The organism is Mesorhizobium sp. WSM4819 (assembly GCF_055811215.1).
The window spans coordinates 13,058-36,446 of the sequence record NZ_JBVVQO010000033.1 but is presented as its reverse complement, the minus strand read 5'-3'; the positions used below and the strand labels follow the sequence as shown (position 1 = coordinate 36,446).

The 23,389-nt window shown below is 62.9% G+C and carries 24 protein-coding genes; 11 read left to right on the top strand and 13 right to left on the bottom strand.

Going from position 1 to position 23,389, the window contains the following annotated elements:
* Positions 1–8 precede the first annotated feature (8 nt).
* From AC0L18_RS24660 to AC0L18_RS24630, 7 genes are all read left to right on the top strand, one after another.
* Complete coding sequence (locus AC0L18_RS24660; protein WP_473494559.1) at positions 9–1,493, top strand: multicopper oxidase family protein; 1,485 nt, start codon at positions 9–11, stop codon at positions 1,491–1,493.
* 26 nt (positions 1,494–1,519) lie between these two features.
* Positions 1,520–1,960 carry a DUF411 domain-containing protein gene (locus tag AC0L18_RS24655; RefSeq protein ID WP_473494558.1) on the top strand — a complete coding sequence of 147 codons (441 nt, stop codon included), beginning with the start codon at positions 1,520–1,522 and terminating at the stop codon, positions 1,958–1,960.
* Positions 1,961–1,992: 32 nt separating this feature from the next.
* Positions 1,993–2,130, top strand: a complete 138-nt coding sequence (locus tag AC0L18_RS24650; RefSeq protein ID WP_473494557.1) for a hypothetical protein — start codon at positions 1,993–1,995, stop codon at positions 2,128–2,130.
* A complete protein-coding gene (locus AC0L18_RS24645; protein WP_023803570.1) occupies positions 2,127–2,576 on the top strand; it encodes a c-type cytochrome in 450 nt (149 codons plus the stop codon). Before AC0L18_RS24650 ends, AC0L18_RS24645 begins: the two co-directional genes overlap by 4 nt.
* Positions 2,573–3,118 (top strand): TlpA family protein disulfide reductase, encoded by a 546-nt coding sequence (locus AC0L18_RS24640; protein WP_473494556.1) that lies wholly within the window; start codon positions 2,573–2,575, stop codon positions 3,116–3,118. The genes AC0L18_RS24645 and AC0L18_RS24640 overlap by 4 nt, the downstream gene beginning before the upstream one ends.
* 121 nt (positions 3,119–3,239) lie before the next feature.
* The gene (locus AC0L18_RS24635; protein ID WP_473494591.1) at positions 3,240–3,485 is read left to right on the top strand and encodes an SCO family protein; all 246 of its coding nucleotides are present in this window, start codon (positions 3,240–3,242) and stop codon (positions 3,483–3,485) included.
* Entirely contained in the window at positions 3,482–3,757 is a 276-nt protein-coding gene (locus tag AC0L18_RS24630; protein WP_473494555.1) for a thioredoxin domain-containing protein, read from the top strand. Before AC0L18_RS24635 ends, AC0L18_RS24630 begins: the two co-directional genes overlap by 4 nt.
* 172 nt (positions 3,758–3,929) lie before the next feature.
* On the opposite strand, the gene AC0L18_RS24625 is transcribed toward AC0L18_RS24630, so the two are convergent.
* The 11 genes from AC0L18_RS24625 to AC0L18_RS24575 all read right to left on the bottom strand — a co-directional run bounded on the left by AC0L18_RS24625 (position 3,930) and on the right by AC0L18_RS24575 (position 15,353).
* Positions 3,930–4,718, bottom strand: coding sequence for a DUF899 domain-containing protein (locus tag AC0L18_RS24625; protein ID WP_473494554.1), 789 nt, complete (start codon positions 4,716–4,718; stop codon positions 3,930–3,932).
* A gap of 391 nt (positions 4,719–5,109) precedes the next feature.
* The gene (locus tag AC0L18_RS24620) at positions 5,110–7,104 is read right to left on the bottom strand and encodes a D-apionate lactonase family protein (RefSeq protein WP_473494553.1); all 1,995 of its coding nucleotides are present in this window, start codon (positions 7,102–7,104) and stop codon (positions 5,110–5,112) included.
* Entirely contained in the window at positions 7,101–8,195 is a 1,095-nt protein-coding gene (locus AC0L18_RS24615; protein ID WP_473494552.1) for an ABC transporter ATP-binding protein, read from the bottom strand. The genes AC0L18_RS24620 and AC0L18_RS24615 overlap by 4 nt, the downstream gene beginning before the upstream one ends.
* An 11-nt stretch (positions 8,196–8,206) precedes the next feature.
* Positions 8,207–9,055 carry a carbohydrate ABC transporter permease gene (locus AC0L18_RS24610; RefSeq protein ID WP_128246859.1) on the bottom strand — a complete coding sequence of 283 codons (849 nt, stop codon included), beginning with the start codon at positions 9,053–9,055 and terminating at the stop codon, positions 8,207–8,209.
* On the bottom strand, positions 9,055–9,996 hold the full coding sequence (locus AC0L18_RS24605; RefSeq protein WP_254026370.1) for a carbohydrate ABC transporter permease: 942 nt from the start codon (positions 9,994–9,996) through the stop codon (positions 9,055–9,057). The genes AC0L18_RS24610 and AC0L18_RS24605 overlap by 1 nt, the downstream gene beginning before the upstream one ends.
* Positions 9,997–10,108: 112 nt before the next feature.
* Positions 10,109–11,764, bottom strand: coding sequence for an extracellular solute-binding protein (locus AC0L18_RS24600; protein WP_473494551.1), 1,656 nt, complete (start codon positions 11,762–11,764; stop codon positions 10,109–10,111).
* A gap of 114 nt (positions 11,765–11,878) precedes the next feature.
* Positions 11,879–12,931: an NAD(P)-dependent oxidoreductase gene (locus tag AC0L18_RS24595; protein ID WP_473494550.1), complete on the bottom strand. Its 1,053-nt coding sequence runs from the start codon at positions 12,929–12,931 to the stop codon at positions 11,879–11,881.
* Positions 12,932–12,944: 13 nt separating this feature from the next.
* On the bottom strand, positions 12,945–13,721 hold the full coding sequence (locus tag AC0L18_RS24590; RefSeq protein WP_473494549.1) for an HpcH/HpaI aldolase family protein: 777 nt from the start codon (positions 13,719–13,721) through the stop codon (positions 12,945–12,947).
* A gap of 47 nt (positions 13,722–13,768) precedes the next feature.
* On the bottom strand, positions 13,769–14,074 hold the full coding sequence (locus AC0L18_RS24585; RefSeq protein WP_473494548.1) for a putative quinol monooxygenase: 306 nt from the start codon (positions 14,072–14,074) through the stop codon (positions 13,769–13,771).
* The gene (gene nanR / locus AC0L18_RS24580; RefSeq protein WP_473494547.1) at positions 14,074–14,781 is read right to left on the bottom strand and encodes a transcriptional regulator NanR; all 708 of its coding nucleotides are present in this window, start codon (positions 14,779–14,781) and stop codon (positions 14,074–14,076) included. Before nanR ends, AC0L18_RS24585 begins: the two co-directional genes overlap by 1 nt.
* 191 nt (positions 14,782–14,972) lie before the next feature.
* Positions 14,973–15,353, bottom strand: coding sequence for a hypothetical protein (locus AC0L18_RS24575; protein WP_473494546.1), 381 nt, complete (start codon positions 15,351–15,353; stop codon positions 14,973–14,975).
* A gap of 254 nt (positions 15,354–15,607) precedes the next feature.
* Between AC0L18_RS24575 and AC0L18_RS24570 the strand changes: the two genes are divergently transcribed.
* From AC0L18_RS24570 to AC0L18_RS24555, 4 genes are all read left to right on the top strand, one after another.
* Positions 15,608–17,320, top strand: a complete 1,713-nt coding sequence (locus AC0L18_RS24570; protein WP_473494545.1) for a winged helix-turn-helix domain-containing tetratricopeptide repeat protein — start codon at positions 15,608–15,610, stop codon at positions 17,318–17,320.
* 228 nt (positions 17,321–17,548) lie between these two features.
* Complete coding sequence (locus AC0L18_RS24565; protein WP_473494544.1) at positions 17,549–18,574, top strand: ABC transporter substrate-binding protein; 1,026 nt, start codon at positions 17,549–17,551, stop codon at positions 18,572–18,574.
* Positions 18,575–18,576: 2 nt separating this feature from the next.
* Positions 18,577–20,859 carry an ABC transporter permease gene (locus AC0L18_RS24560; protein ID WP_473494543.1) on the top strand — a complete coding sequence of 761 codons (2,283 nt, stop codon included), beginning with the start codon at positions 18,577–18,579 and terminating at the stop codon, positions 20,857–20,859.
* The gene (locus AC0L18_RS24555; RefSeq protein WP_473494542.1) at positions 20,859–21,935 is read left to right on the top strand and encodes an ABC transporter ATP-binding protein; all 1,077 of its coding nucleotides are present in this window, start codon (positions 20,859–20,861) and stop codon (positions 21,933–21,935) included. Before AC0L18_RS24560 ends, AC0L18_RS24555 begins: the two co-directional genes overlap by 1 nt.
* Here the strand turns inward: AC0L18_RS24555 and AC0L18_RS24550 are convergent.
* Both AC0L18_RS24550 and AC0L18_RS24545 read right to left on the bottom strand, forming a co-directional pair.
* Entirely contained in the window at positions 21,925–22,695 is a 771-nt protein-coding gene (locus tag AC0L18_RS24550) for an inositol monophosphatase family protein (protein ID WP_473494590.1), read from the bottom strand. The two genes, AC0L18_RS24555 and AC0L18_RS24550, sit on opposite strands and share 11 nt — an antisense overlap.
* Before the next feature lie 109 nt (positions 22,696–22,804).
* Positions 22,805–23,377, bottom strand: a complete 573-nt coding sequence (locus AC0L18_RS24545; RefSeq protein ID WP_473494541.1) for a histidine phosphatase family protein — start codon at positions 23,375–23,377, stop codon at positions 22,805–22,807.
* Positions 23,378–23,389: the final 12 nt, after the last annotated feature.

Here is a 23,389-nt window from a genome sequence, read left to right as displayed (position 1 = left end):
TTGATCAAATGCTCTATCCACGTGTGCCGGCGCTGACGCGTCGAACCTTCCTCGCATCGGCCGCCGCCGTTTCGGCGGGCGTGGTGCTTCCGCCGCAATCCGACGCCGCCCCAGGCCTTCGCGAATTCCGGATCCGCGCCGGACCGGGACGCGCCCAGATCGCGCCAGAGCCGCATGGCGATACCCCCATCTGGTGCTATGACGGCAGCCTGCCCGGTCCGGAAATTCGCATCCGCCAGGGAGAACGCCTGCGGGTCGCGGTCGAGAACAAACTCAACGAAGAGACGACGGTGCACTGGCACGGTTTGCGAGTCCCGAACCCGATGGACGGCGTGCCGCACCTCACGCAGGCGCCGATCGCGCCCGGCGAGACCTATGCCTACGAGTTCGATGCCGTCGACGCAGGCACCTTCTGGTACCATCCGCACCATCGCAGTTTCGAGCAGGTCGGCAGAGGCCTCTACGGCCCGCTGATCGTGGAGGAAGCCGATCCCATCCGGGTCGACCGCGAAGTCACATGGGTGCTGTCCGACTGGCGGCTGACTAAAACCGCCGAGATGCGGGAAGACTTCGGCAACCGCCATGACATGATGCACAACGGCCGGGTCGGAAACACGGTCACGATCAATGGCCGCGTGCCGGATGTCTTTCAGGTGCGAAAGGGAGAACGCATCCGGCTGCGGCTGATCAACGCCGCCAACGCCCGCATTTTCGGCCTCGACTTCGGGAACCATCAGCCTGCCGTCATTGCGCTGGACGGGCAGCCAGTGGAGCCGCATGCGCCAGAAGGCGGACTGGTCGTGCTGGGGCCCGCGATGCGCGCCGACCTCATCCTCGACATGACGGCTGACGCCGGAAGCCGGGTTTCCGTGATCGACCGCTTCTACGAGGGCCTCGAATACCGCCTGGTCGACCTAGCCTATGCCGGTAATCCGCTCAGGCAGGCGGCTCCCGGCTGGCCTGTCGCCCTCCCGCCCAACCCGCTGCCGGAGCCGGACCTTGCATCGGCCGTCCGGCACGAGGTCACCTTCAACGGCGGCATGATGGGAGCCATGGTCATGCAGGAGATGGGCGGCAGCATGGGCGACACGCGCAAGCATTCCCCCGGCGCCGTTGGCGGCATGATGGGCAGCATGGGCGGCATGATGAATATGATGCACTCCGGCGGCATCTGGTTCATCAACGGCATCGCGGCGGAAGGGCACGTCATGGACCCGATGCTGACGCTTGCGCGGGACAAGAGCCATGCCATCGCGATGACCAACGCGACGGCCTGGCATCATCCGATCCACCTGCACGGCCATTCCTTCCGGGTGATCTCCCGGAACGGCAAGCCGAGCAAGCACCGCGAGTGGCAGGACACGGTGCTCATGTCTCCGCGCGAGCGGGTGGAGATCGCCCTCGTTGCCGACAATCCGGGCGACTGGATGCTCCATTGCCACATACTCGAACACCAGGCCGCCGGGATGATGGGCGTCTTCCGCGTCGCCTGACCAATCCCTCAAAAGGAGAACCGAAAATGCGTACTATCCTGAATGCCGTCGCCCTCGCTTCCTTCGTCTGGGCTGCCGTCCCGGCGCTCGCGGGCGAGAAGGACGTCACCCTCTACAAGAACCCGCAGTGCGGCTGCTGCGAAGGCTATGCCGAGTACCTGCGGGAGAACGGCTTCACCGCCACCAGCAAGGCCACCCACGACCTCGCCGAGATGAGCCGCGAGGCAGGCATCGCGGACGAATTCCAGGGCTGCCACCTGTCATTCGTGGACGGCTACGTCGTCAGCGGCCACGTCCCCGTCGGCACGGTCAAGAAGCTGCTCACGGAGCGGCCCGACATCAAGGGCGTGACGCTGCCCGGCATGCCAATGGGCTCGCCGGGAATGAGCGGCACCAAGGAAGCGCCGTTCGAGATGCTGGAGATCACCAAGTCTGGCAGCGTGGGCGGCGTATACGCGCGGGAATAGGCCTGCAACGAGACGCGGAAAAGGAGCCGACAATGATGGACGGCGGAATGATGGAAGGCATGGGCGGCATGATGCTGGGCATGGGGCTGGGCTGGCTCCTGCTCGTGGCGGTGCTCGTCCTGCCGGGCGCGGCCCTGGTGAAGTACCTGTTCTTCAGCGGCCGCAAATGAGCAGGCAGGCTGTTATCCTTGGCTTCGCGGCGCTCTTGGGAGTTGCCGCCCTCGCCTTGATCTGGTCGTTCGGAGCAAGCGAGGCCGCGGCAATTGCGCGGGGACGGCAGCTCTATTCCGCGAACTGCGCTTCCTGCCACGGGGCCAGCCTCGAAGGCCAACCTGACTGGAAGAGGCAGCTTCCCTCGGGACGCATGCCCGCCCCGCCGCACGATGCGTCCGGGCACACCTGGCACCACCCGGACGGGGTGCTGTTCCGGATCACCAAAGAGGGTCCAGCCGCCGTGGTGGGCAACGGGTACGCTAGCGACATGCCGGGATTCGAGGACATTTTGAGCGACGAGGAGATCCGCGCCGTTCTCGCCTTCATCAAGAGCACATGGCCGGAGCGGGAGCGCGCCTACCAGTCGGAGATGAGCCGCCGCGAGCAGGAAAAGACGCAGTGAAGACGATCCTGTCGGCGCTGATACTTACCGTCGTTGTGGCCGTGGGCAACGCGCACGCGCAGGAACCGACAGTGATGCCGCTGCGCGAGGAGCCGCAGCCCTTGCCCGAGCTCATCCTCGCCGACGAGGCGGGAGAGCCGCAATCTCTCGAAGATTGGCGCGGCAAGATGGTGCTGCTCAACGTCTGGGCGACCTGGTGTGCGCCCTGCCGGGCCGAAATGCCCACGCTCAACCGCCTTCAGGGGCGGCTCGGCGGCGAGGGATTCGATGTCGTCGCCCTTTCGGTGGACCGAGCGGGAGCCGGCGCAGTCCGGAAGTTCTTCGACGAGATCGGGGTCAAGCTCCCCGTCTTCATCGACCAGGACGGGACTGCGATCCGCGCGTTGGGACTGTTCGGCCTGCCAGTCACGCTTCTGATCGGCCCCGACGGAAACGAGCTCGCGCGGCTCGCCGGACCCGCCGAATGGGACACCCCCGAGATGGTTTCCTTCTTCGAAGAGATCATCGTACGAGAACTCGACCAAACCGGAGAACGGAGATGAACAGAAAAACACTTCTCGCCGCGATGGCCGTCACGTCTGTCCTCGCGCTTCCCGCGTTTGCCCATCATCCGGGCGCCGATCTCGACAGGCTTATGGGCAGCGAGAGAAGTATTTCCAGGCGATCGACGCTCCCGCAGCGCCGGGATTCGATCTGGCCGACGACGAGGGCAATCCGGTCCGCCTCTCGGACTTCGCCGACAAGGTCGTTGTACTCAATTTCGTGTTCGCGAGTTGCACCGACGTCTGTCCGCTGCACTCCGACCTGATCGCCCGCGTCCAGGCGATGGTCAACGAAACGCCCATGAAGGACGTGGTGCAGTTCCTGACGGTGACGACAGACCCGAAGTCAGCACGCCCGAGGTCATGAAGGGATGCGGCGAAGCGCACGGGCTCGACCCGCGCAACTGGACCTTCCTGACCACCCGCGAAGGGCAGGCGGAGGATGCGACGGGCAAGCTGTCCGAGCAATACAACGTCCGTTTCGATCCGCTCGAAGGCGGCCAGCAGATGCATGGCTTGGTGACGCACGTGATCGACCGCGGCGGGCGCTTCGCGGCCAAGTTCCACGGCCTCAGGTTCGATCCGCTGAACCTGGTCATGTACGTCAATGGGCTGACGAACAGCGTGAATCGGCCGTGATCAATGGACTTGATCCAGCACTACCGCCGGACGCTCTCCGAGGTTGTCCGGTTGGGGGAACAACGCGGCAACAGCGCAGGGGTCGCTCATGAGCCGCCGCGCCAGCGCCGCTGGGAGCAGGATTCCTGCGTTTCGACGCCGCCGCCGTCGATCTCAGCGGATCAGGTCTGGCTCATTGCTTCGTGCTCGCCTCCCGGAACGCCGCCTCTCCGGCCTCCGACACCTCGGCCCACTTCTTGTCGGCTGCCGGATCCGCGGCGTAGCTGTCGTGCCAGTTCCACCATTTGTAGGCTGGGGTCTGAGGATAGCCTTCGGGCGAGTCCTCCCAGACCTCCTGCCGGCCCAGCGGCGTGATGTCGAGATAGTTCCAGGTGCCGCCCATCTGCTCGTCGCCGCGGTTGTTGATGAAGTAGGTGCGGAACACGCGGTCGCCGTCGCGGATGAACACGTTGTGGCCGTGCCACTCGTCGACGCCGAAATCGGCGTCGAAGCTGTCGGTGAGGGTGAACCATGGTATCTCCCAGCCCATCCGCGCCTTCAACCGCGCAATATCCGCCTGCGGCGCACGCGAGACAAAGACGAGAGTGGTGTCACGGGCGTTCAGATGGGCGAGGTGGGCGACCTGGTCGGCCACCATGGAGCAGCCGCGGCAGGCATGGTCGGGCCAGCCGAACACTCCCGGCTCGAAGAAGGCGCGGTAGACGATCAGCTGACGCCGACCGTCGAACAGGTCGAGCAGGGTCACCTTCCCGTCGGGCCCCTCGAACGCATAATTTTTCTCCACCGCCATCCACGGCATCCGTCGCCGCTCGGCGGCCAGCGCGTCACGGGCGCGGGTCTGGGCCTTTTCCTTCACGAGCAGCTGCGCGTGGGCCGCTTCCCACTCCTGCGGCGACACCACCGGTGGTGTGCGCATGGCAGTCTGTCCGCTTTTCCGTTCGCTCTTGGCTGCTGAAGTCATGGCTTCCTCCTGATCTGGGCGAATTCCCGCGTCGCTGAAGCACGGCTCATTCGCTGCTCATCGCTGGTTGTTGGGCCTAAAATAGTTTGGCACCGGAAAACGACCAGTGGGAGTAACAAGTGTGACGCTATTATCCCCTCGGCGCGTTGAACCGCGTGGCGTGGCGCGACGGTGCTCCCGCCGCATGCCCGGGGCGCTGAGCCATTCAAAATGTTGAGGGCAGCGTTTCGAAGATTGGGCTCAAACTCAATCAGCCTGGCTGCCGCCAATAGGCGAGAACCTTGCTGCTTGAACTGGTCGGCGGGAACTAGCAAAGAGCGCCATAACGGACATCCGACACTGAACGCCAGAGCGGACGTTGACTCTGTTCTCGGCTACATTCCCCCACAATCTACCGTCCACCGGGCTCTGTCGAAGACGAACGGTGGAGATCGACTCGCGCCACGGCGTAGGCGTCAAGAGAGATGAATCGGTCATCCAACCGTCTTCCGGGACTTTCCATGAAGTTCGGATCGGCTGCCGCCCGCTCGAACTGTTCGGCAGCAAGAAGAGCAATGCGGGCGCTGATCGGCGTATCCGAAAGCTGCACTGATTGCTTTCTGGCAGTCAGATTCGAGAGCCACAGCGTCGTGCGCCCGGCTTTTTCGGCCGCGATAGCCGCGATGCTGTCAGCTCCGGAAGTTCCCACGGATAGCAGGGTGGCCCCGCTGAGTTTTGATAGGCCTGCCATGACATGGAAAGCGGGATACACCATTCGGCCATCCTGTTGGTCAAACCACGGCTGCACGAAATCGGCCTTTCTGTAGACGTATCCGAACGGGCCGGTGACGTCGCCGAATGCGACGGCCTCGATTCCCTCGCGCGCGCAGGCCGCGAAATAGCCGACTGTCCAGGCCGCATTGAACAGGCCGCGCTGCCGAGGATCGATGCGGCTCAGACAGACGCGACCGTTCGCTTCATTCGGCGCAGTGGACTTGCCGTAGGGGTTCTCGCGGCAGCCTAGCTGACTGGGACCTATACGCAGAGGCAAGCGGTCGCCCATGAAAGCACGGGTAGAGCGGATCAGATGGGGGATAGCCTGAAGTGTCTCCATCACGGAGACATCATCTGCTGCGTGCACGTTTGGACAGGTAGTGAAGGTTGCGTAGTCGAGCGCTCCGTTTGGCGGACGCTTGCGGTTTAGCTCGGTGAAGTATGCCGCCATGCCGCCGCCCAGCGGGACCCCCGGGAAAGCCCGGCGGGCGGCGGCGTAGTTTTGCTCGAAGGTGGGCATCGCCGGCCACGGTGCTCCCGGCTGCACCGACTTCATGTCCTGCGCCGGAAAGACGGAGACAGCTTCTGGATTGAGGCGAAGGCTTTGGACAGCATCCGCGAGAGGCGCCAATTCACCGAAGGGATCGAGCGTGCCCTTGGTGATGACCTCAAGTACGACGCCAGCGCCGGTCAATTGTGCCAGGGCGGTGTAACTTTCAAGTTCATCCTGGCCGTGCCCGAACCGGAGATCGACTTGGCAGACCATCCACCGCGGAGCCAATCGTCGAGTGAACTCGGGGACTTCAAGCGCGTGCTTCGCCTCGTCGGCAGCGACGCCGATGCCAATGCGGGGCACTCGACCGATGGCTCTGCCGATCGTCAGGTTGATGGATGGATTGGGTTTTTTGGAAGACCCGGGAGGGAGCGTTCCCAACAGCTGAAGTCGGACGGCCTGCGTGAATTTCTCGCCTTTCGGCAATCTGTAGGGCCACGGGCGACGCAGGGGACGGACATAGGTTTTGTAGGAGGCGTCGGACCAATTGCGCTGATCCTCCATCTCAAAGGCGTCACCTTCCATGGTGCATGTGGCCCAGATCCCAGGCACGATCTCGTGCGAAAGCGCGCGAATGTCGGTGAACGGACATCTGGGATCGATGTAATCCGGAAAAAGCGAGAGTTTTTCGCGACCGTCCTCGTGCAGCACCTTTACCGGCTTGCCGGCCAAACCCTCGATCGGATGCAGCACGACAAAGCCGGTTCTGTTGGTCAATACGTCAGTTTCGGGCTCTGCCTCCACCACAAACGACAGCGCACCGTCGCTCCCGCCTGCGATCCGCGCCTGGTAGACCAGCCGACCGCACGCACCGGCGCATGTTCCACGGTAGGCGACGCTGAACGCATCCCGCTTTTCATCGATTTGGAGGTCATCGAGAATGGGCGTCTCGGTTCCCCAGTTCTCGTCCCGTACGAGAAATGAGATCCCGCGCAGAACCTCGATCCCGCCGATGCGGACATAGCGTATCGCCCCATTGTCAAACTCGACCGACAAGGGTCCCGCGAGCAGTGTCCGCAACTGCGGATCGACCTGTTCGGTCCCACATAAGCGGATTGCTCGAGATGCTGCCGTGGTCAAATCGCTCTCTCGGTCTTGGCGTCGAAAATCGAGGCCCGGTTCATGTTGATGTCGATCGGCAGCCTCTCGCCGGGACGACTGACGTCGTGCGCCTGCAGTTCCGCCATCACCGGCGCGCCGGCCAAGCGGAAAGTGGCATAGCTGCGCGAGCCGGTCGGCTGCAGCAGGTCGATCGTTGCGTCGTAGCGAAACGTGCCCTGCGCAGGTGTCGCAGCATGAGCGCGCGTCAGATGTTCTGGACGCAGTCCAAGCAGCACCGCCTGTCCGTCAATGGCGCCATTCAGGCTCCTGCCGGGGGCGACCGGAAGCAGCGCCTCGGAGAGCCGGATGGCGGCAGCGCTGCCGTCCAACTTCAGCGTGCCCGGCAGGAAGCTCATGCGCGGCGAACCGAGAAAGCCAGCGACGAAGGTCGAGGCGGGGCGCTCGAACAGGTCGAGCGGCGCGCCCTGCTGCTCGATCATCCCGTCGCGCATCAGCACGATGCGGTCAGCCAGCGTCATCGCTTCGATCTGGTCATGGGTGACGTAGATCATCGTTGTGGCAATGTCCTGGTGAAGGCGCTTGATCTCGCCGCGCATTTCGTCGCGAAGCTGCGCGTCGAGGTTGGACAGCGGCTCGTCGAACAGGAAAATGCGCGGGCTGCGGACGATGGCGCGGCCGATGGCGACACGCTGGCGCTGCCCGCCGGACAATTGGCGCGGAAAGCGCCCGAGCAGCGGGATGATGCCAAGCATGCGCGCCGCCTCGGCGACGCGCGCCTCCACCTCCGATTTCGGCATCTTTCGCGCCTTCAGGCCGAAGCCAATGTTTTTCGCCACGTTCATGTGGGGATAAAGCGCATAGTCCTGGAACACCATCGCCACGTCACGGTCGCGCGGTCGGAAATCGTTGACCACTTCGCCGCCGATCTCGATCGTGCCTTCCGAACTCTCCTCCAGCCCTGCGATGGTCCTCAGCAGCGTACTCTTGCCACAGCCGGATGGGCCGACCAGCACGGTGAACTCGCCGTCGCGCATGTCCAGGTCTATGCCGCGCACGGCATGGAAGGCGCCGTAGCGCTTGTGCAAGCCGGTGATCCTGACTTCGGCCATACCGACCCTTTCTATCCGCGAACAGCGCCGAGCGTGAGCCCGCGCACGAGATGTCGTTGGGCAAGTACTCCCAGCGCGATCGACGGCACGAGGGAGACGATGGCCAGGGCTGCCGCCTCGCCATATTGCGCGCCCTGGAAACCGATGAAGGCGCGAAAAACCGTTGGCAGCGTGAAAGCAGTGCGGCTGGTCAGAATCAGCGCGAAGAAGAACTCCGTCCAGCAGGCGATGAAGGCGAAGACCGCCGCCGCGACGATGCCTGGCGCGGCGAGCGGCACGGCGACGCGCCAGAACGCCTCCCAGCGCGTGCAGCCGTCGACAAGGGCCGCCTCCTCCATCGATTTCGGCATGCCGCGGAAATAAGCGAACATCATCCATACCGACACCGGCAGCGTGAACACTGTATAGGCGATGATCAGGCCGATATGCGTGTCGTAGAGGCCAACGCCGCGGTAGATCAGGAACACCGGCAGCACGATGCCGATGGGCGGCAGGAAGCGCTGCGACAGCACCCAGAACGACAGATGCTGGCCGCCGGTGTTGTAGCGCGCCAGGCTGTAAGCCATCAGCGTGCCGAACAGGGCCGAGAGCACCGTTGCCGACAGCGAGATGATCAGGCTGTTGATCAGCCCGTCGAGGCCGCGATAGGCGAACAGCGCAGCTTCATAGTGGACAAGGGTGGGTGCGGTTGGGAACCAGACCGGCGGCACGGTGAGATAGTCGTCGCTCGGCTTGATCGAGGTGTTGAACATCCAGTAGAGCGGCCACAACACGAAGACCAGGAAGAAGCCGAGCAGCAGGATGCGGCCGACCGGTATCGACCGGCGTTTCGGGCGACGGACAGGCGCGACGGCCGCCATCAGACCGGCTCCGTCTTCAAAAGCCGCCGCACCAGCAGCATTACCACGAGCGCGGTGAAGATCAGGAACAACCAGCTTCCGGCAGTCGCCTGCGACAGATGGAACTGGGTGAAGCCGACGGTGTAGAGATAGTAGGAGGCGGTGTAGGTCCGCGTGCCTGGCCCGCCGCCGGTCATGATGAAAATAGTATCGAACATGCGGATTGCATCGAGCAGCCGAAAGGTCAACGCCAGCAGCATCATTGGCGCAAGATGTGGCAGGGTTATCGCCCAGAACGCTTGCCAGGCATTGACCCCGTCGAGTTCCGCCGCCTCGTAAAGGTTCGGGGGAATGGCGGTAAGCCCGGCGAGCAGGATGACGAACATGAACGGTGTCCACTGCCAAACATCGGCGATAATCAGCGAAACGTAGAGCCATGGCGATTCGGTCATCCAGCCGATCGTCACCTCCTGTCCCAGAAGTTGCGTCAAAATGTAGTTGGTCGGCCCGAAAGGCCGCTGCAGCAGCAGCGTCCAGGCCTGGCCCACGATGACCGGGCTGATGAACAGCGGCACGATCAGGATCGACATGATCACGCCGCGGCCCGGAAAGCTGCGAACCATGGTCAGCGCCACCAGAAGGCCGAGAACGAATTCGATAGCGACGCTGATCCCCGACAGCCACGCTGTCAGCAACAGCGACCAGCGCGCGACGGGATCGAACACGACGCGCTCGAAATTCTTCAATCCGACAAAGGCGTGGCCCGGCACCTGGAAATCATAATTGATGAAAGACACGACCAGCGAGAACAGCAGCGGATAGACCGACAGCGCCAGGATCAGCAGTACTGCGGGCGCCACCAGCAGCCATTTGAAGTGGCGGTCCGCCCATTGTGCGAAGCCCGACAGTCGTGGCGGGGCTCCAGCGGCCTTCAAGCGACTGATGGTTGCGGTATGCTGCATCGATGACATCCCAAAACCTGCCTGGCGGTTGCGACGAGGTGTTGCGGACCAAGCGCCCGCAACACCGATTTCGGTCAAGAATACCGGCCGGCGTCCCTGATGCAGGCCGAGCTCAGAGACTGACCGCCATGCCGAGCTTCTCCACCGTATTGTCGGCAGTAGCGCCCGGCAGTTTCAGGAACTCGGTGTAGAATGCCTTCTGCGAATCGACGCCGAGCCGGTCGGTCGTCTCATTCCACTCGGCCGCCGCTGTTTCTAGCGACGCCTTCGGATCCGCACCGGCCCACACAGCCGTGCACATGCGGTCGATGCTCAGGAAATAGTCCTGCGCGCCGGGCATGATCGGGTCGAGGAGGCCGACATTGGCCGAGTTGTTGAGATTGCTCAGATACTCCTTGGCGCTCGGGAACAGCGCGCCGTAAAGCTCGGATTTGAAGTGGGAGATGCGGTAGGGATCGCGTAGGGCGTATGGCAGCATGCAGCGCGCCAGCGAGACCGGCGGCGAGCAGGCCCATTGCATGAACAGGTAGGCCGCTTCGGGGTTCGCCGAATCCGCCGACAGCGCCTTGTTGTAGCCGGTTGCATGTTCAGGGTTGCCGGGCACGACCGCATAGCCGACCTTGCCGGCGATCTGTGATTGCGGGATGAAGTTGATTGCGGTGGCCGATTGCGAATAGTTCGCGGCCATGCGGCCAGACGGCGGCCAGGAGTAGATCATCGCTACCTTGCCGGTCAGGAACGCCGCCCACAGCGAGACGGCGTCGAGTTCATTGTTGCCGGGGATTGACGCCGCATTGGCTGCAATCATGTTCTGCAGCGTCTTCACACCGGCATCCGAAACCAAGCCGGCCTTCATGTCGTCGCCGAACAGTTTTCCACCGTTGGCGCGGTACTGCTGCAGAAAGTCGAACTGGTTGCCGGGACTGCCCGCCTTGCGGAAATGGCCTGCGCCATAAACGTTCGGCGCCATCTGGTCGGTGATGAACTGGGCGATCTGAGCATATTCCTCCCAGGTCTTCGGCGGCGCCAGCTTGGCGTTGAACTTGGCTTGGTAGGCCTCCACCATCTTGGGGTCCTCGAAGATGTCCTTGCGATAGTAGAGAGCGAACATGTCGCCGTCGTCGAAGAAGCCCCAGATCTTGCCCTTGTAGGTCGGCAGCGCCTTGTAGAGCGGATGATAGTCCTCGAGGTCGGCCGGGTTCATGTATTTGGCGATGTAATCGTCGAGGGGTGCGATGACGCCGCCATCGGCTAGCGACGGCGTCCAGGCTGGCGAGATGTCGAGGACGTCATAGGCGCCGGAGCCGGCAATGTGCTCGGCGACCGCCTTGGAGTACTGGTCCGGGTTCGACAGTTCGACCACGTTCGACTTCATGCCCGTAAGCTGCTCCCACATCGGTCCACTGAAATTGCGCGGATCGAGGGCCTGCAGGCCTGCCTCGTAGGTCATGTTCAGCGTGACGCCCGAATGCGCCTTGGCCGCCTCGACGGCGCGGAAGGCGGAACCATCCGCAGGGCCTTCCATCGACGCCTTCATGGCCGCCGCCTGCGCCTGGCCGAGCGGTGAAGCGGCGTCTGCCAGTTCGAGCTTCTGCTGCGCCAGCGCCCAATCCGTCATCATGGCGAGTATCGGTCCAGACGCCGCCAGCATGCCGGTCACTTGGCCGAAGCGGGTTATGAAAGTTCGGCGGGTGGTTTCGCCGCGCATAAAGGCGTCGACCTCTGCTTCGAGGCCTGCCTGAAAGTCACGTTTTTCATGATCGTTCATAGTGCTTGGTCCTCCCATTTTCGTTTGCCTTCACTCGTCCGCGGGCGCGGCGGTCGAGCATTCCTCTCGTGAAGCCGCCGCGAAGGCGCGGCGGCGCGCCGAATGCTCGTACTCCTATGTCCCGAAGCGGGCGGCGAAACCGGCCATCCGTCTCTTCCATGCCTCGCTTGAAAGCACCTCGCGATTGACCACGCCGCGCGGCTCGCGGCCGTGCTGCACCTCGATGACCGCTTTGACGTCCGCAGCACCGTTTCCGGCAAAACACTGGTCGGTCCAGCAGAGCGCGTGCGGCGTCAGGATAACGTTGTCGGACTTGAGGATCGGATCGTCGGCATCCGGCGGCTCCTGCTCCAGCACGTCGAGCCCGGCGCCGGCGATGCGGCGCTCCTGCAGCACTTTCGTCAGCGCCTCCTGGTCGACGATCGGACCGCGCGCGGTGTTGATCAGGTAAGCCGTCGGCTTCATCAGGGCGAGCCGCTCGGCATTGACGATGTGGAGGGTCTGAGGCGTTAGCGGACAGCTCACCGACAGCACATCGGCGCGGCGGAACAAATCCTCCAGCCCGACCAGTTCGATACCCAGGTTGGCAGCGACCTTGCTGTCGGCGAATGGGTCATGGGCGACGAATTTCATGTCGAAGGGCTTGGCCAGGCGAAAGACCTCGGCGCCTATATTGCCGATGCCGAGCGACCCCAACGTACGCCCGACGAGTCCAACGCCCATATGTTCCGAACGCTGATTGAACCCGGCAGACCCCTTGCGGGTCAGCGCGTCCTTGGTGAGCAGTTTGCCGGTCAGTGCCAACATGAAGGTGATGACGGATACGGCGACCGGCCGCCGCACCCCATCGGGCGTGATGACCAGGGCGATGCCGGCGGCGGTGCAGGCCTCGACGTCGACGGTATCGTAGCCGACTCCGAAACGGGCAACGACGGCCAGGCGGCCGCTCTTGGGGACACTGGTCGCATCGAAGCGATGGGTGAGCAGGATCAGTGCATCGAAGTCCTCAAGCTGATCGCCGCGCAGCGGACTGTTCGATTCCAGGAACGCCATCTCGATGCCGGGCGCATTGCGCAGCGGCTCCAGGTCGAAGTCGGGATAGGTCGGCGCGCCGTCCGGCTTGCGGAAATCACCGGAGAGCGCCACCCTGAACATTGCGTTGGCCATCGTCTCCTCCGCCTCACTCGCACCCGGCCCGGATCTTCGAGACCGCGTCAGCCATCGCATCGTGCAGCACCCAGACGTCACCCGAATAACAGATGAAATCGAAGCCTTGCGCGTAGAAGTCGTGACCCTGCTGGACGCTGGGCACCAGGCGTCCAAGCGATTTGTTGTGCTTCTTGGCGGCGGCAACGATCCTGTCCATCGCCGCGGTGAAGGTGGGATGGGCGAAGTCGCCGGGAACGCCGAGTGAGACCGACAGATCGAAATGTCCGACCCACAGACAGTCGACCCCATCCAGTCCCGCGATGCCGTCGATGTTCTTGACGCCGTCGGCGGTCTCGATCAGGCAGATGAACACCGAGCGCTGGTTGGCCGTTTCGAATTTATCTGTGACCGAGCCCGGACGGTAGCGGTCATGCGCGATCTGGAGCGCTACGCCGCGAGCGCCAGCAGGATGGTACTTCATCGAATTGATGATGTGCTGCGCCTGTTCGACCGTACTCACCATCGGCGCGATCAAACCTTCAGCCCCCATGTCCATGGCGCGGGCGAGGAAATGATAGTCCTGCGACGGCACACGCACCATAACCGGCAGGTCGGCCGCCTCGAAATAGCGGATCGCGCTCTTCACCGTTTCCAGGCTGAAGCCCGAATGCTCCATATCGAAAAAGACGAAGTCGCAGCCGGCGGATTTCAGAATGTGCCCGATTCCCGGCGTCGCGAATTCGGCGACGAGCGTGCCGAGCTTGACCCGTCGGTGCGCAGCCAACCCCTTGAGACTAGACGCTGACATGCATTTCCTCCCCTTCTCCCAAAGAGCACAATCCGGCTATGCTTTGTTCAAGGCGTTGCCTCGAGAACTAGATCGCAGATCGTCACCGACTTGGTGTCGACGAGCGGCGCGCTGTGCGTGTTGAAGTCATCGAAATGAGCCGTCCGGCAGTGTTCGTCGAAGGCAGCCTCGCTGTCATAAATCTCGTAGAGCACGACCCGGTCCGGTTCGCCGCGCGCCTCCGTCACGTCAAAGCGGCGGCAGCCGATCTCGTTGCGCACCGACGCGGTCGCATTGGCGTCGACGAGCTTTCGGAAGCTGTTTCGGGCGCCCGGCTTGAGGCGAAAATCGACCCAGACGACGAAGCTGGTCATCACATGGGCCTCGCGATTTCCAGATAGCGCCTCGACACGTATTCCAGATGCCTGCGCATTGCCGCTTCGGACCCGTCCGGATCGCGCGCGGCGATCGCCTCGAAGATTTCGCGATGAGCCTGGTAGGCCTTGCGGTCTTCACCTTCGGCCAAAGTCGTCCGCCGCTGTTCAAGCAGCCATTCGGCCAACGCCGCATGGATAGCTGTGAAGATCCGATTGCGGGTGATCACCGCCAGCACGTAATGGAAGTCCACGTCAGTGCGTTCGAAGCGCGTGAGGTCGCCGATCGACTGCCGGTTCATCTCTAGCGCCGCCTTGAGGCTTTCAATGTCCTCTGGCTTGGCATTCACGGCGGCGTTGCGGGCAAGCCCGACCTCGAAAAACAAACGTGCGCTCTGGAAGTCCTGAACCCCGCCCGGGGCCGAAATCATGTGCCGCGCCGGGCCTGAGAGGGCGTCGAGTACGAATTGGGGCGTGGGGCGGGTGACGCGGGCACGCTCGCCGGATCTCACCTCGACAAGGCCCATCTTGCTCAAATGCAGCAGCGCCTCACGGATTGAGGGGCGCCCAACCCCGAATTGCCGCATGAGTTCCCGTTCCGACGGCAGCCGCTCGGCTTCGGCCAGTTCTCCCTTGCGGATCATCCGCTCGAGGTGTTCTGCGACCTCGTCCGAAAGCTTCCGCTGCTTGATCTGAACACCAATCACTTGGCATACCTTTGATACCAGTCAAGCACGCTATTGCCTTGGTCCCCGCGTGTCAAACACAACTCAAATCGGTCGTGTCCCACCGCGGTGTAGGTCCGCGGTAGCGAAGCCGCTCGCGAGCGGACGGTCCGAGAGCTACTGAAGCATACACGACGAACCCGCGCGCTCCCCCTCGAACTCTACGGCAGCACTCACTTCCCCAACGCCGGCGGGGTCGGCGCCACGTCCACGAGATCGACCACCGCAGCGGGAATGACGTCGCTGACAACGAGCGCATCACCATCGCGCAGAATCTCGAAATCGATCGACGGCTGGCCCGCCGACTGGGGCACGGAAATAGTCGTGCGCTGCCCGGGAGCGAGCGTGGAGATCACCCGCAGCGGCAGCGCGTCTGCTCCGGATGCCAAAGTTGTCACGATCCGGTAGCCGTCCCGCTCGACCGTATAGTAGACGACGCCGTCGAAGGCGGCGAGATGAACGCTATGCCCGTTGCCTGGCGCCAGTTCGGCCGCAGCCGAGGTCCCGGTCCAGACGAGGCCGGCGAATGCGAATGCTGCGAAAGGTCTGGTCATGGTCATTTCCTCCATCCGCCGGAGAGGCGGACGCACACAGACAATCGTTGCGTTCCGCCTCTTTTCTCGACTCCATGCAGGATGAGCCCGACGGCGCCATTCGTAACGAGAGCAGCACGATGGGCCGACGAAAATCCGACGAAATCTTCCGATCGCCGACTAAATCCTCGACGATTGCTGGAATGACGGCGGCCTTTGCTGTAGATTGACCACAAAGAGACCCAACCGGCCTCGCCCCCGTGGGGAACGTTCCGATGGACAGTTCGGCGCTGACGCCGATTCGCCTGAACGGCCGCACGGTCGACCTTCAGCGCGGCTCCATCACGGACCAGAGCGGGCATATTATAGCCCTGCGGCCGCAGGCCACCGAGGTGCTGAAGGTGCTGGCCGCCCGGCCAGGAAAAATCGTCACCAAGGATGAACTGATGCAGGCGGTGTGGGGAAACCTCGCCGTCACCGATGACAGCCTTGTCCAGTGCGTCATCGAGATCAGGAAAGCGCTCGGCGACGAGCGGCACGAGATCGTCCGGACGCTGCCGAAGCGCGGCTATGTGCTGGAGGCGGAAAAGGCGGTCGAAGATAGCAGGAAAGTTGCCGGCGCTCGGTTGCTCTGGCTACGCAGCAAATCCTGGCTGGGCCTCGCCGCCGGTCTCATGATCCTGATCGGTGCAGCCGCCGCCTATCTCCTTCCGACAACGAAATCTGGCGCCGAGGCACCGGCTATCGCCGTGCTGCCCTTCGAAAACATCAACGGCGACGAGAGGTGGGACCGTTTCGCCACCGGCGTGACTGAAGACATCATCACCGATCTGGCCCGCTACCGCGATATATCGGTCATAGCCCGGACCTCCGCCGAATTCTATCGCGGCAAGGCGCACGATGTGCGCGAGGTCGGCAGAGCGCTTGACGTCAAATATGTGCTGGAAGGCAGCCTGCAAGTAGATGGGCACCGCATGCGGGTGACGGCACAGCTGATCGATGCCGAAACAGGAGCGCATGTCTGGTCGGAACGCTACGATCGCCTCGCAGCGGAGCTGCTCGAAGTCCAAGACGAGATCACGCAGAAAATTGCGACCACGCTTACCGGCTGGCAAGGTCAGGTGACGGAGGCCGAGCGCACGCTGGCGCGACGCAAGAATGCAACTGGCCTCAATGCGTATGATTACTGGCTGCTGGGCATCGAAGCGAAGCACAGGATGACCGTGGCGAGTCAGCTCGAGGCGCGGGCGTATTTCGAGAGAGGGCTGAAGCTCGCTCCCGATTTCATGCCGCTGGTGCGCGACATGGGGATCACCTATGCGATCGAGATGGATATCGGCTCGGTCATCGACTTTCCAGCATGGGTCGATGCCCAGCGGAAGTATGCAGAAAGAGCGCTCGCCCTCGACCCGAACGACTCCACCGCAAATTTCACGATGGCGGTGGCCTACGCCTACCAGAACGACAGCGAACAGGCTGAACGCTATCAGAAGCTCGCGCTGCAGTTTGGTCCTAATAATGCCGACACAATGATGCAGCTGGCCTGGACTTACGCCGGTTGGCAGACGGAGCGCGCCCTGGAGCTTGTGGAACGGACGCTGAAGCTCAACCCGCGCTATCCCTCCTGGTGGAACTTTCCGATCACGCAAACCTATTTCGCGGCGCGCCAGTTCGATGAAGCGTACACGACGGCGAAGCAGTTCGGCGAGTCTCCCAGCCAGGCCGCGTTTGTCGCCATGAGCGCCGCGCAACTCGGAAAAAGCCAGGAAGCAGCCGAGGCCGTGGCCAAGGTGCTGCGAATGAAGCCCGACTGGACGGCGGAGAGCATGTTTCCGTATCCAGCCTTCTCGGACGAAACCCTACTGGCCGAAAGCGCCGCCAAGGCCGGGCTGCCGGTCTGCATGACGGTCGAGCAGGCCAAGACCAATACCGGCATGTTTCGCATGAAGCAGTGCGATGCGGAGCGCGTGAGGGCCGCGCTGAATTAGTGACGGTTTGGCCGTATCTGCGAAAGACCGGGGCGACCTGGTCGTGTTGGAGGGGAACGGAACTGCCCCAACCTGCCTGATCGGTTTTTCTTCTTCGCCACGTGTGATCCGCTGTTCCAGCCGCCGCCGACTCGATTTGCAAATTGGCGCAAAAGCTCCCAATCTGGTTGCCGCCGCAGCAAGGCTTGATACTTGTTAGACGGCGAAACAATGGGAGGAGATTCGCACATGAAAAAGACCTGTGTCCGTCTGGCGGCAACGGCAGCAATGCTCGTCTCTGCCGCCAGCTCGGCTTACGCCGACAGCCTCACCCTCTATTGCGCCGCCGACGAGGCCTGGTGCCAGCAAATCAAGACTAGCTTCGAGGAAAAGACCGGCATCACCGTCGATATGACCCGCAAGAGCTCAGGCGAGACATATGCCCAGGTGCGCGCCGAGGCCGGAAACCCAAAGGGCGACGTCTGGTGGGGCGGCACCGGCGATCCTCATCTCCAGGCCGCCGAGGAAGGACTGACCGAGGAATATATGTCCTCGATGCGCGGCGAACTGCACGACTGGGCGATCAAGCAGGCGGAAGCCGCCAACAACAAGACGATCGGCGTTTACTCCGGTGCGCTCGGCTTCGGCTACAACAAGGATCTGTTGGCCAAGAGCAACCTGCCGGAGCCGAAATGCTGGGCCGATCTGACCAAGCCGGAATACAAGGGCCATATCCAGATGGCCAACCCGAACTCATCGGGCACCGCCTATACAATGCTCGCGACGATGGTTCAGCTGATGGGCGAGGACAAGGGTTTTGAGTACCTGAAGGCGCTCCACGCCAACATCAACCAGTACACCAAGTCCGGCTCCGCTCCGATTAAGGCCGCGGGTCTCGGCGAAACGACCATCGGCATCGTTTTCATGCATGATGCGGTGACGCAGACGGCAGCCGGCTTCCCGATCGTCACGGTGGCGCCTTGCGAAGGCACCGGCTATGAGATCGGCTCGATGTCGCTGATCAAGGGCGCCCGCAACCCGGAAGCGGCGAAGCAGTTCTACGACTGGGCGCTGACCGCAGAGATGCAGTCGAAGGCCAAGGACGTGAAGTCGTTCCAGTTGCCGTCGAACAAGAACGCCACCGCGTCCGAATTGTCGCCCGACCTGTCGACCATCAAGCTCATCGACTACGATTTCAAGAAGTATGGATCGAGCGCCGAGCGCAAGCGCCTGCTGCAGAAGTGGGATACGGAGGTCTCGACCCTGCCGCAGTGATCATGCGCGTCCGCACTGCCACGAGCGCGCTTCACCCGACCGTCGTCCTGTGGACGGCGGTCGGCTTGCTCGGCTATGCGCTGCTGCCTTGGTACGGGTTGGACAGCAATCTCTTCACCCTGTCCTGGCTGCTGGACGGCTATCCGCTTGACGATGACGTAGCGCCGGCGCTTTTCCTTGTGCTGCAAGGCGACAAACTCTGGCTCGCCCCTATCGGCCCGCTGCTTCTCGCGCCGCTCCTGCTATGGCGGCGGCGCAAGTCCGATCCCTTCTTTGGCTCTTTGCTGATCGCCGTCGGCGCGACCGGCGGCGCCTATTTCCTGCTTCAAGGCTTCGGCATTGGCCTGCGTGGCTTCCAGTGGCAATGGCTGACCTCGCTGTTTGGCGAGCTTGATGACCGCCAGTTTGGCATGGGCTGGGGAGCACTGCTGGTAGGCTGCGCTTTCCTGTTCCTGTTCACCCTCGGGCTTGCGGCTCGCGGCGCGGTGGCAGGCGACGAATTCGTCGCCGGCTCGATCGGCTTCGTTGTCGCTGTTGTCGCCGTCTTCATCTTCATGCCGATCGGTCAAATGCTGGGGAGCGCGCTGCTCACGCAAGAGGGCGACTATTCGCTTCCCGTCTTTCTCGCGAAACTCTCAAGCGACCGGCTCTGGAGCCTCGGCTGCCTCACCGGCGGCCCGCGCTGCGGCGTCGCCTGGAATTCGCTCCTTCTCGCCGTGCTCGTCGGCGTGACGACCACCGCGCTCGGCCTTGTCTTTGCCCTGGTGGTGACCCGTACCGGCTTTCGCTACGGCGCGCTGTTGCGCGCGCTGACCGTGCTGCCGATCATCACACCACCCTTCGTCATCGGCCTCGCCATCATCCTTCTGTTCGGCCTCTCGGGCGCCATCAATCTGGGTTTCGCCGAGCTGATCGGCGTCCAACCGACGCGATGGGTCTACGGCCTGCCTGGCCTGCTCATCGCCCAGGTGCTCGCGTTCACGCCGATCGCTTTTCTGGTGATGATCGGTGTGGTCGAGGGTGTGAGCCCATCCATGGAGGAGGCCGCGCAGACCCTGCGCGCCAATCGCTGGCAGACATTCATCACCGTCTCCTTGCCGTTGATGCGGCCGGGCCTGGCCAATGCCTTTCTGCTCGGCTTTATCGAGAGCATGGCTGATTTCGGCAATCCGCTGGTGCTCGGCGGCAATTTCGATGTGCTGTCCACCGAGATCTTCTTCGCCATCGTCGGCGCGCAATACGACCAGGCGCAGGCGGCGATCCTCGCGCTCGTGCTCCTGTTCTTCACGCTCGGGGCATTCTACGCCCAGCGATTCTGGCTTGGGAACAAGTCTTACACGACCGTCTCCGGCAAAGGCGACGCCGGCGTTCACTCGCATCTGCCGGCAAAATTGCGCAACGTCGTCTTCGCGGTCGCCGCCGTCTGGACGCTGTTTACCTTGCTGATTTACGTGACGATCTTCTACGGCAGCTTCGTCAAGCTGTGGGGGGTGGATTTCTCTCTGACTTTTGAACACTACGTGACGGCGTTCTCCATCGGCTGGAACGAGTTCGGCATCCACTGGCGCGGGTCGGCCTGGAGTTCTTTCTGGACGACCATGGAAATAGCTGTCATCTCCGCGCCGCTGACCGCGGCCATCGGACTCTTGACCGCCTATTTGCTGGTCCGCCAGAATTTTGCCGGCAAGGACACCTTCGAATTCGCGACGATGCTGTCCTTCGCCATTCCCGGCACCGTGATCGGCGTCTCCTACGTGATTGCGTTCAATGTGCCGCCGATCGAGCTCACCGGCACGGGCATTATCCTGGTGCTCTCCTTCATCTTCCGCAACATGCCGGTTGGGGTCCGCGCCGGTGTCGCGTCGATGTCGCAGATCGACCGCAGCCTCGACGAGTCGTCCCTCACTCTGGGAGCCAACTCCTGGCAGACCTTCCGCAAAGTGGTGCTGCCGCTGCTGCGGCCGGCCATCCTTGCCGCGCTGGTCTATTCCTTCGTTCGCGCCATGACCGCCATCAGCGCCATCATCTTCTTGGTCAGCGCCCAGTATGACATGTCGACCAGCTATATCGTCGGCCGCGTCGAGAATAACGAATATGGCGTCGCCATCGCTTATTCCGCCGTCCTTATCGGCGTCATGCTGGCGGTGATCGGTCTGATGCAGCTTGCCGTTGGCAGCCGCATGATCGGCCGGCGCGGTCTCGACGGCGATCTGGCGCAGTCGCGCACCAATGTCAGCCAGGCGGTCGTGGCGCGTCCACAGCCGGCGATCTCGGGAGGCGGATGATGGCCGAAATTCGCGGCAATGCCGCCTCAGTCGAATTCAGGAATGTCACCAAGATCTACGGCAAGAGCAAGGCGCCCGCCGTCAACGACATCTCGCTGTTCATCGAGGCCGGGAAGCTGGTCACCCTGCTTGGACCGTCGGGCTGCGGCAAGACGACCACCTTGCGCATGATAGCCGGACTGGAAATGGTAACGAGCGGCCAGATCCTGATCGGGGGCGCCGACGTCACCCGGCTGCCGGCTACCGATCGTGATGTCTCCATGGTGTTTCAATCCTACGCGCTTTTCCCGCACATGACCGTGACCCAGAACGTCGAATACGGCCTGGGCTTTTCCGGATTCGGCAGGAAGGAGACGGCCGGGAGGGCCAGAGCCGGGCTTGAACTGGTCGGCCTCTTCAATTTCGGCGACCGCCTGCCGAGCCAGCTTTCGGGCGGACAGCAACAGCGTGTCGCGGTGGCGCGGGCGCTGGTCCTGGAGCCGCAGGTGCTGCTCTTCGACGAGCCTTTGTCGAACCTGGATGCGAAGCTCCGCCGGCGCGTGCGCGAGGAAATCCGCGAGATTCAGCAGAAACTCGGCCTGACGGTCGTCTATGTCACCCACGACCAGGAGGAAGCGCTCGCCGTCTCCGATCGCATCATTGTCATGAACAATGCGGTGATTGCCCAAGACGGCACGCCACGCGACCTCTACGAGCAGCCCGCGAATGCTTTCGTGGCCGACTTCATCGGCGAAGCCAACATGTTCCAATGCGAGGTCGTGTCGGTCGAGGGCGACAGCGCCACCGTGCATCTGGGACCTGCCGTGCTGAAGCTGCCGGCTCGCGGCCGCAAACTGGGGCCGGCCATGCTGGCGGCGCGACCGAGCCGCCTCGAGATTGGCGAGCCGAATGCGCCTGGCGCCTTGCCCGGGACGCTTGAAAAAGTGACCTATGTCGGCAGCCACCTCGAGTTCGTAATTGCCACGCAATTCGGCGAAGTCTTCGTGGTCTCGCCGGATGTCGATACCGCGTTTCGAGCGGGGCAGCCGGTGAGCATCGGCTTTCCCGAACGCGGACCCGTGCTGATCACAGACTGAACGCCTCTTTGCAGAGCGCGTGGACCTTGTCGAACACGCCCTTGCCGCCCGCGATGACCAGTGTTCCTTCCTCGAGAACCGTTTTCGGGTCGGGCGTGACGACCGACCCGCCGGCCTCTTCGACCAGAAGCATGCCGGCGAGGCAGTCCCAAGCATTCATATGCTCCTCGACATAGGCGAGCAGCCTGCCCGAGGCGACGTAGGCAAGCATAAGCGCACCGGATGCATTGCGGAAAAACACGCCGCCCTCCTGAAGCAGGAGATCGATCAGCTTGGCGACGGTGCGCGATTCACGACGATTGGAGAAGCCGGTTCCGACCGAGCCTTGCGTCAGGCTCTTCGTCGGGCTTGTCTTGATGGGCCGGCCGTTGAGGAAAGCGCCACCGCCGCGGCGTCCATAAAATGTCTCGCCGGTAGAGGGTTCATGGATAACGCCCACGACCGCCACACCCTCCTTGACGCAGGCGATGACGACGGTCCAGGCCGGGATGCCGCGCAGAAAGTTGGCAGTGCCGTCGATTGGATCTATCACCCATGTGTAACCCGATCCGCCGGCGAGTGCGGCGTGTTCCTCTCCGATAACACCGTCTTCAGGATATTGCGCCGCAAGCTCCCGGCGGATGAACGTCTCGACATTCCGGTCGGCCTCGGAGACCAGGTCCTGATGACCCTTGCTCTCGATTGTGAGTGTCTCCAGTTGTCGGAAATATTGCAGGCCGAGTTCGCCGCCGCGCCGCGCCAGCGCAGTCGCAAACAGCATCCGATCGTTATCGTCACCATTCACGCAGTCAATTCCGTCATTGTTTCTGCTTCCATTCGTTCCCCGGCTCTTTGTACTCAAGGCCCAATTCTGCAGGGAAAAGTTGAGGTTAACGCTCGGCGATAGGCTGCCATTCGTGGATGATCTTGCAACCTGGCAAGCAGAAAGCGAAGAAATGACCTTGGAACGGTTGATCCCGACTGCGCGAAACCGGCGCATTCAGCAGCTTGCAAAGCAGCAGCGTGCCAACGCCGCCATGCGAGACGAAAGCAATGTCGCCGTCGTGATGGGTCGCAAGAATGCGAAACACGGCCCGCGTGACGCGATCCTGGGCATCGAGCGCGCGCTCCCATCCGCAAACGCTCTCATGTGGATTGGCGAAGAAGGCGTCAGCAACTCGTTCGAAATCGACGGGTGGAAGGAAACCGGTCGCGGAGCGGTCGTTCTCGCCAAGGTGCTCATCCACTTGGACGGGCAAACCAAATCCCGCCGCCAGCAGGCCAGCCGCTTCAATAGCCTTGGCCTCGGAGCTTGACCAGATGGACGTCAGGCCGGACAGCACCGCACAGCCCGCGAAAGCCCTCATCCGGGTGACGCCGCGGTCCGAAAGCCGCCAAGCTGGAACTGGCGTGGCGGGATCAACGGAAACTTCCGGATGAGTGATAAAGAAGGCCGTCGGCATGCCGTTGCGCTC

What these genes read in the sequence shown, in the direction of transcription:
- AC0L18_RS24625 (WP_473494554.1), bottom strand. Translation starts at nt 4,718, where the DNA reads ATGACTTCAGCAGCCAAGAGCGAACGGAAAAGCGGACAGACTGCCATG.
- AC0L18_RS24655 (WP_473494558.1), top strand. Translation starts at nt 1,520, where the DNA reads ATGCGTACTATCCTGAATGCCGTCGCCCTCGCTTCCTTCGTCTGGGCT.
- AC0L18_RS24585 (WP_473494548.1), bottom strand. Translation starts at nt 14,074, where the DNA reads ATGACCAGCTTCGTCGTCTGGGTCGATTTTCGCCTCAAGCCGGGCGCC.
- AC0L18_RS24600 (WP_473494551.1), bottom strand. Translation starts at nt 11,764, where the DNA reads ATGAACGATCATGAAAAACGTGACTTTCAGGCAGGCCTCGAAGCAGAG.
- AC0L18_RS24545 (WP_473494541.1), bottom strand. Translation starts at nt 23,377, where the DNA reads ATGCCGACGGCCTTCTTTATCACTCATCCGGAAGTTTCCGTTGATCCC.
- AC0L18_RS24575 (WP_473494546.1), bottom strand. Translation starts at nt 15,353, where the DNA reads ATGACCAGACCTTTCGCAGCATTCGCATTCGCCGGCCTCGTCTGGACC.
- AC0L18_RS24650 (WP_473494557.1), top strand. Translation starts at nt 1,993, where the DNA reads ATGATGGACGGCGGAATGATGGAAGGCATGGGCGGCATGATGCTGGGC.
- AC0L18_RS24555 (WP_473494542.1), top strand. Translation starts at nt 20,859, where the DNA reads ATGGCCGAAATTCGCGGCAATGCCGCCTCAGTCGAATTCAGGAATGTC.
- AC0L18_RS24560 (WP_473494543.1), top strand. Translation starts at nt 18,577, where the DNA reads ATGCGCGTCCGCACTGCCACGAGCGCGCTTCACCCGACCGTCGTCCTG.
- AC0L18_RS24570 (WP_473494545.1), top strand. Translation starts at nt 15,608, where the DNA reads ATGGACAGTTCGGCGCTGACGCCGATTCGCCTGAACGGCCGCACGGTC.
- AC0L18_RS24645 (WP_023803570.1), top strand. Translation starts at nt 2,127, where the DNA reads ATGAGCAGGCAGGCTGTTATCCTTGGCTTCGCGGCGCTCTTGGGAGTT.
- AC0L18_RS24565 (WP_473494544.1), top strand. Translation starts at nt 17,549, where the DNA reads ATGAAAAAGACCTGTGTCCGTCTGGCGGCAACGGCAGCAATGCTCGTC.
- AC0L18_RS24550 (WP_473494590.1), bottom strand. Translation starts at nt 22,695, where the DNA reads ATGCTGTTTGCGACTGCGCTGGCGCGGCGCGGCGGCGAACTCGGCCTG.
- AC0L18_RS24595 (WP_473494550.1), bottom strand. Translation starts at nt 12,931, where the DNA reads ATGGCCAACGCAATGTTCAGGGTGGCGCTCTCCGGTGATTTCCGCAAG.
- AC0L18_RS24605 (WP_254026370.1), bottom strand. Translation starts at nt 9,996, where the DNA reads ATGCAGCATACCGCAACCATCAGTCGCTTGAAGGCCGCTGGAGCCCCG.
- AC0L18_RS24630 (WP_473494555.1), top strand. Translation starts at nt 3,482, where the DNA reads ATGAAGGGATGCGGCGAAGCGCACGGGCTCGACCCGCGCAACTGGACC.
- AC0L18_RS24660 (WP_473494559.1), top strand. Translation starts at nt 9, where the DNA reads ATGCTCTATCCACGTGTGCCGGCGCTGACGCGTCGAACCTTCCTCGCA.
- AC0L18_RS24590 (WP_473494549.1), bottom strand. Translation starts at nt 13,721, where the DNA reads ATGTCAGCGTCTAGTCTCAAGGGGTTGGCTGCGCACCGACGGGTCAAG.
- AC0L18_RS24615 (WP_473494552.1), bottom strand. Translation starts at nt 8,195, where the DNA reads ATGGCCGAAGTCAGGATCACCGGCTTGCACAAGCGCTACGGCGCCTTC.
- AC0L18_RS24610 (WP_128246859.1), bottom strand. Translation starts at nt 9,055, where the DNA reads ATGGCGGCCGTCGCGCCTGTCCGTCGCCCGAAACGCCGGTCGATACCG.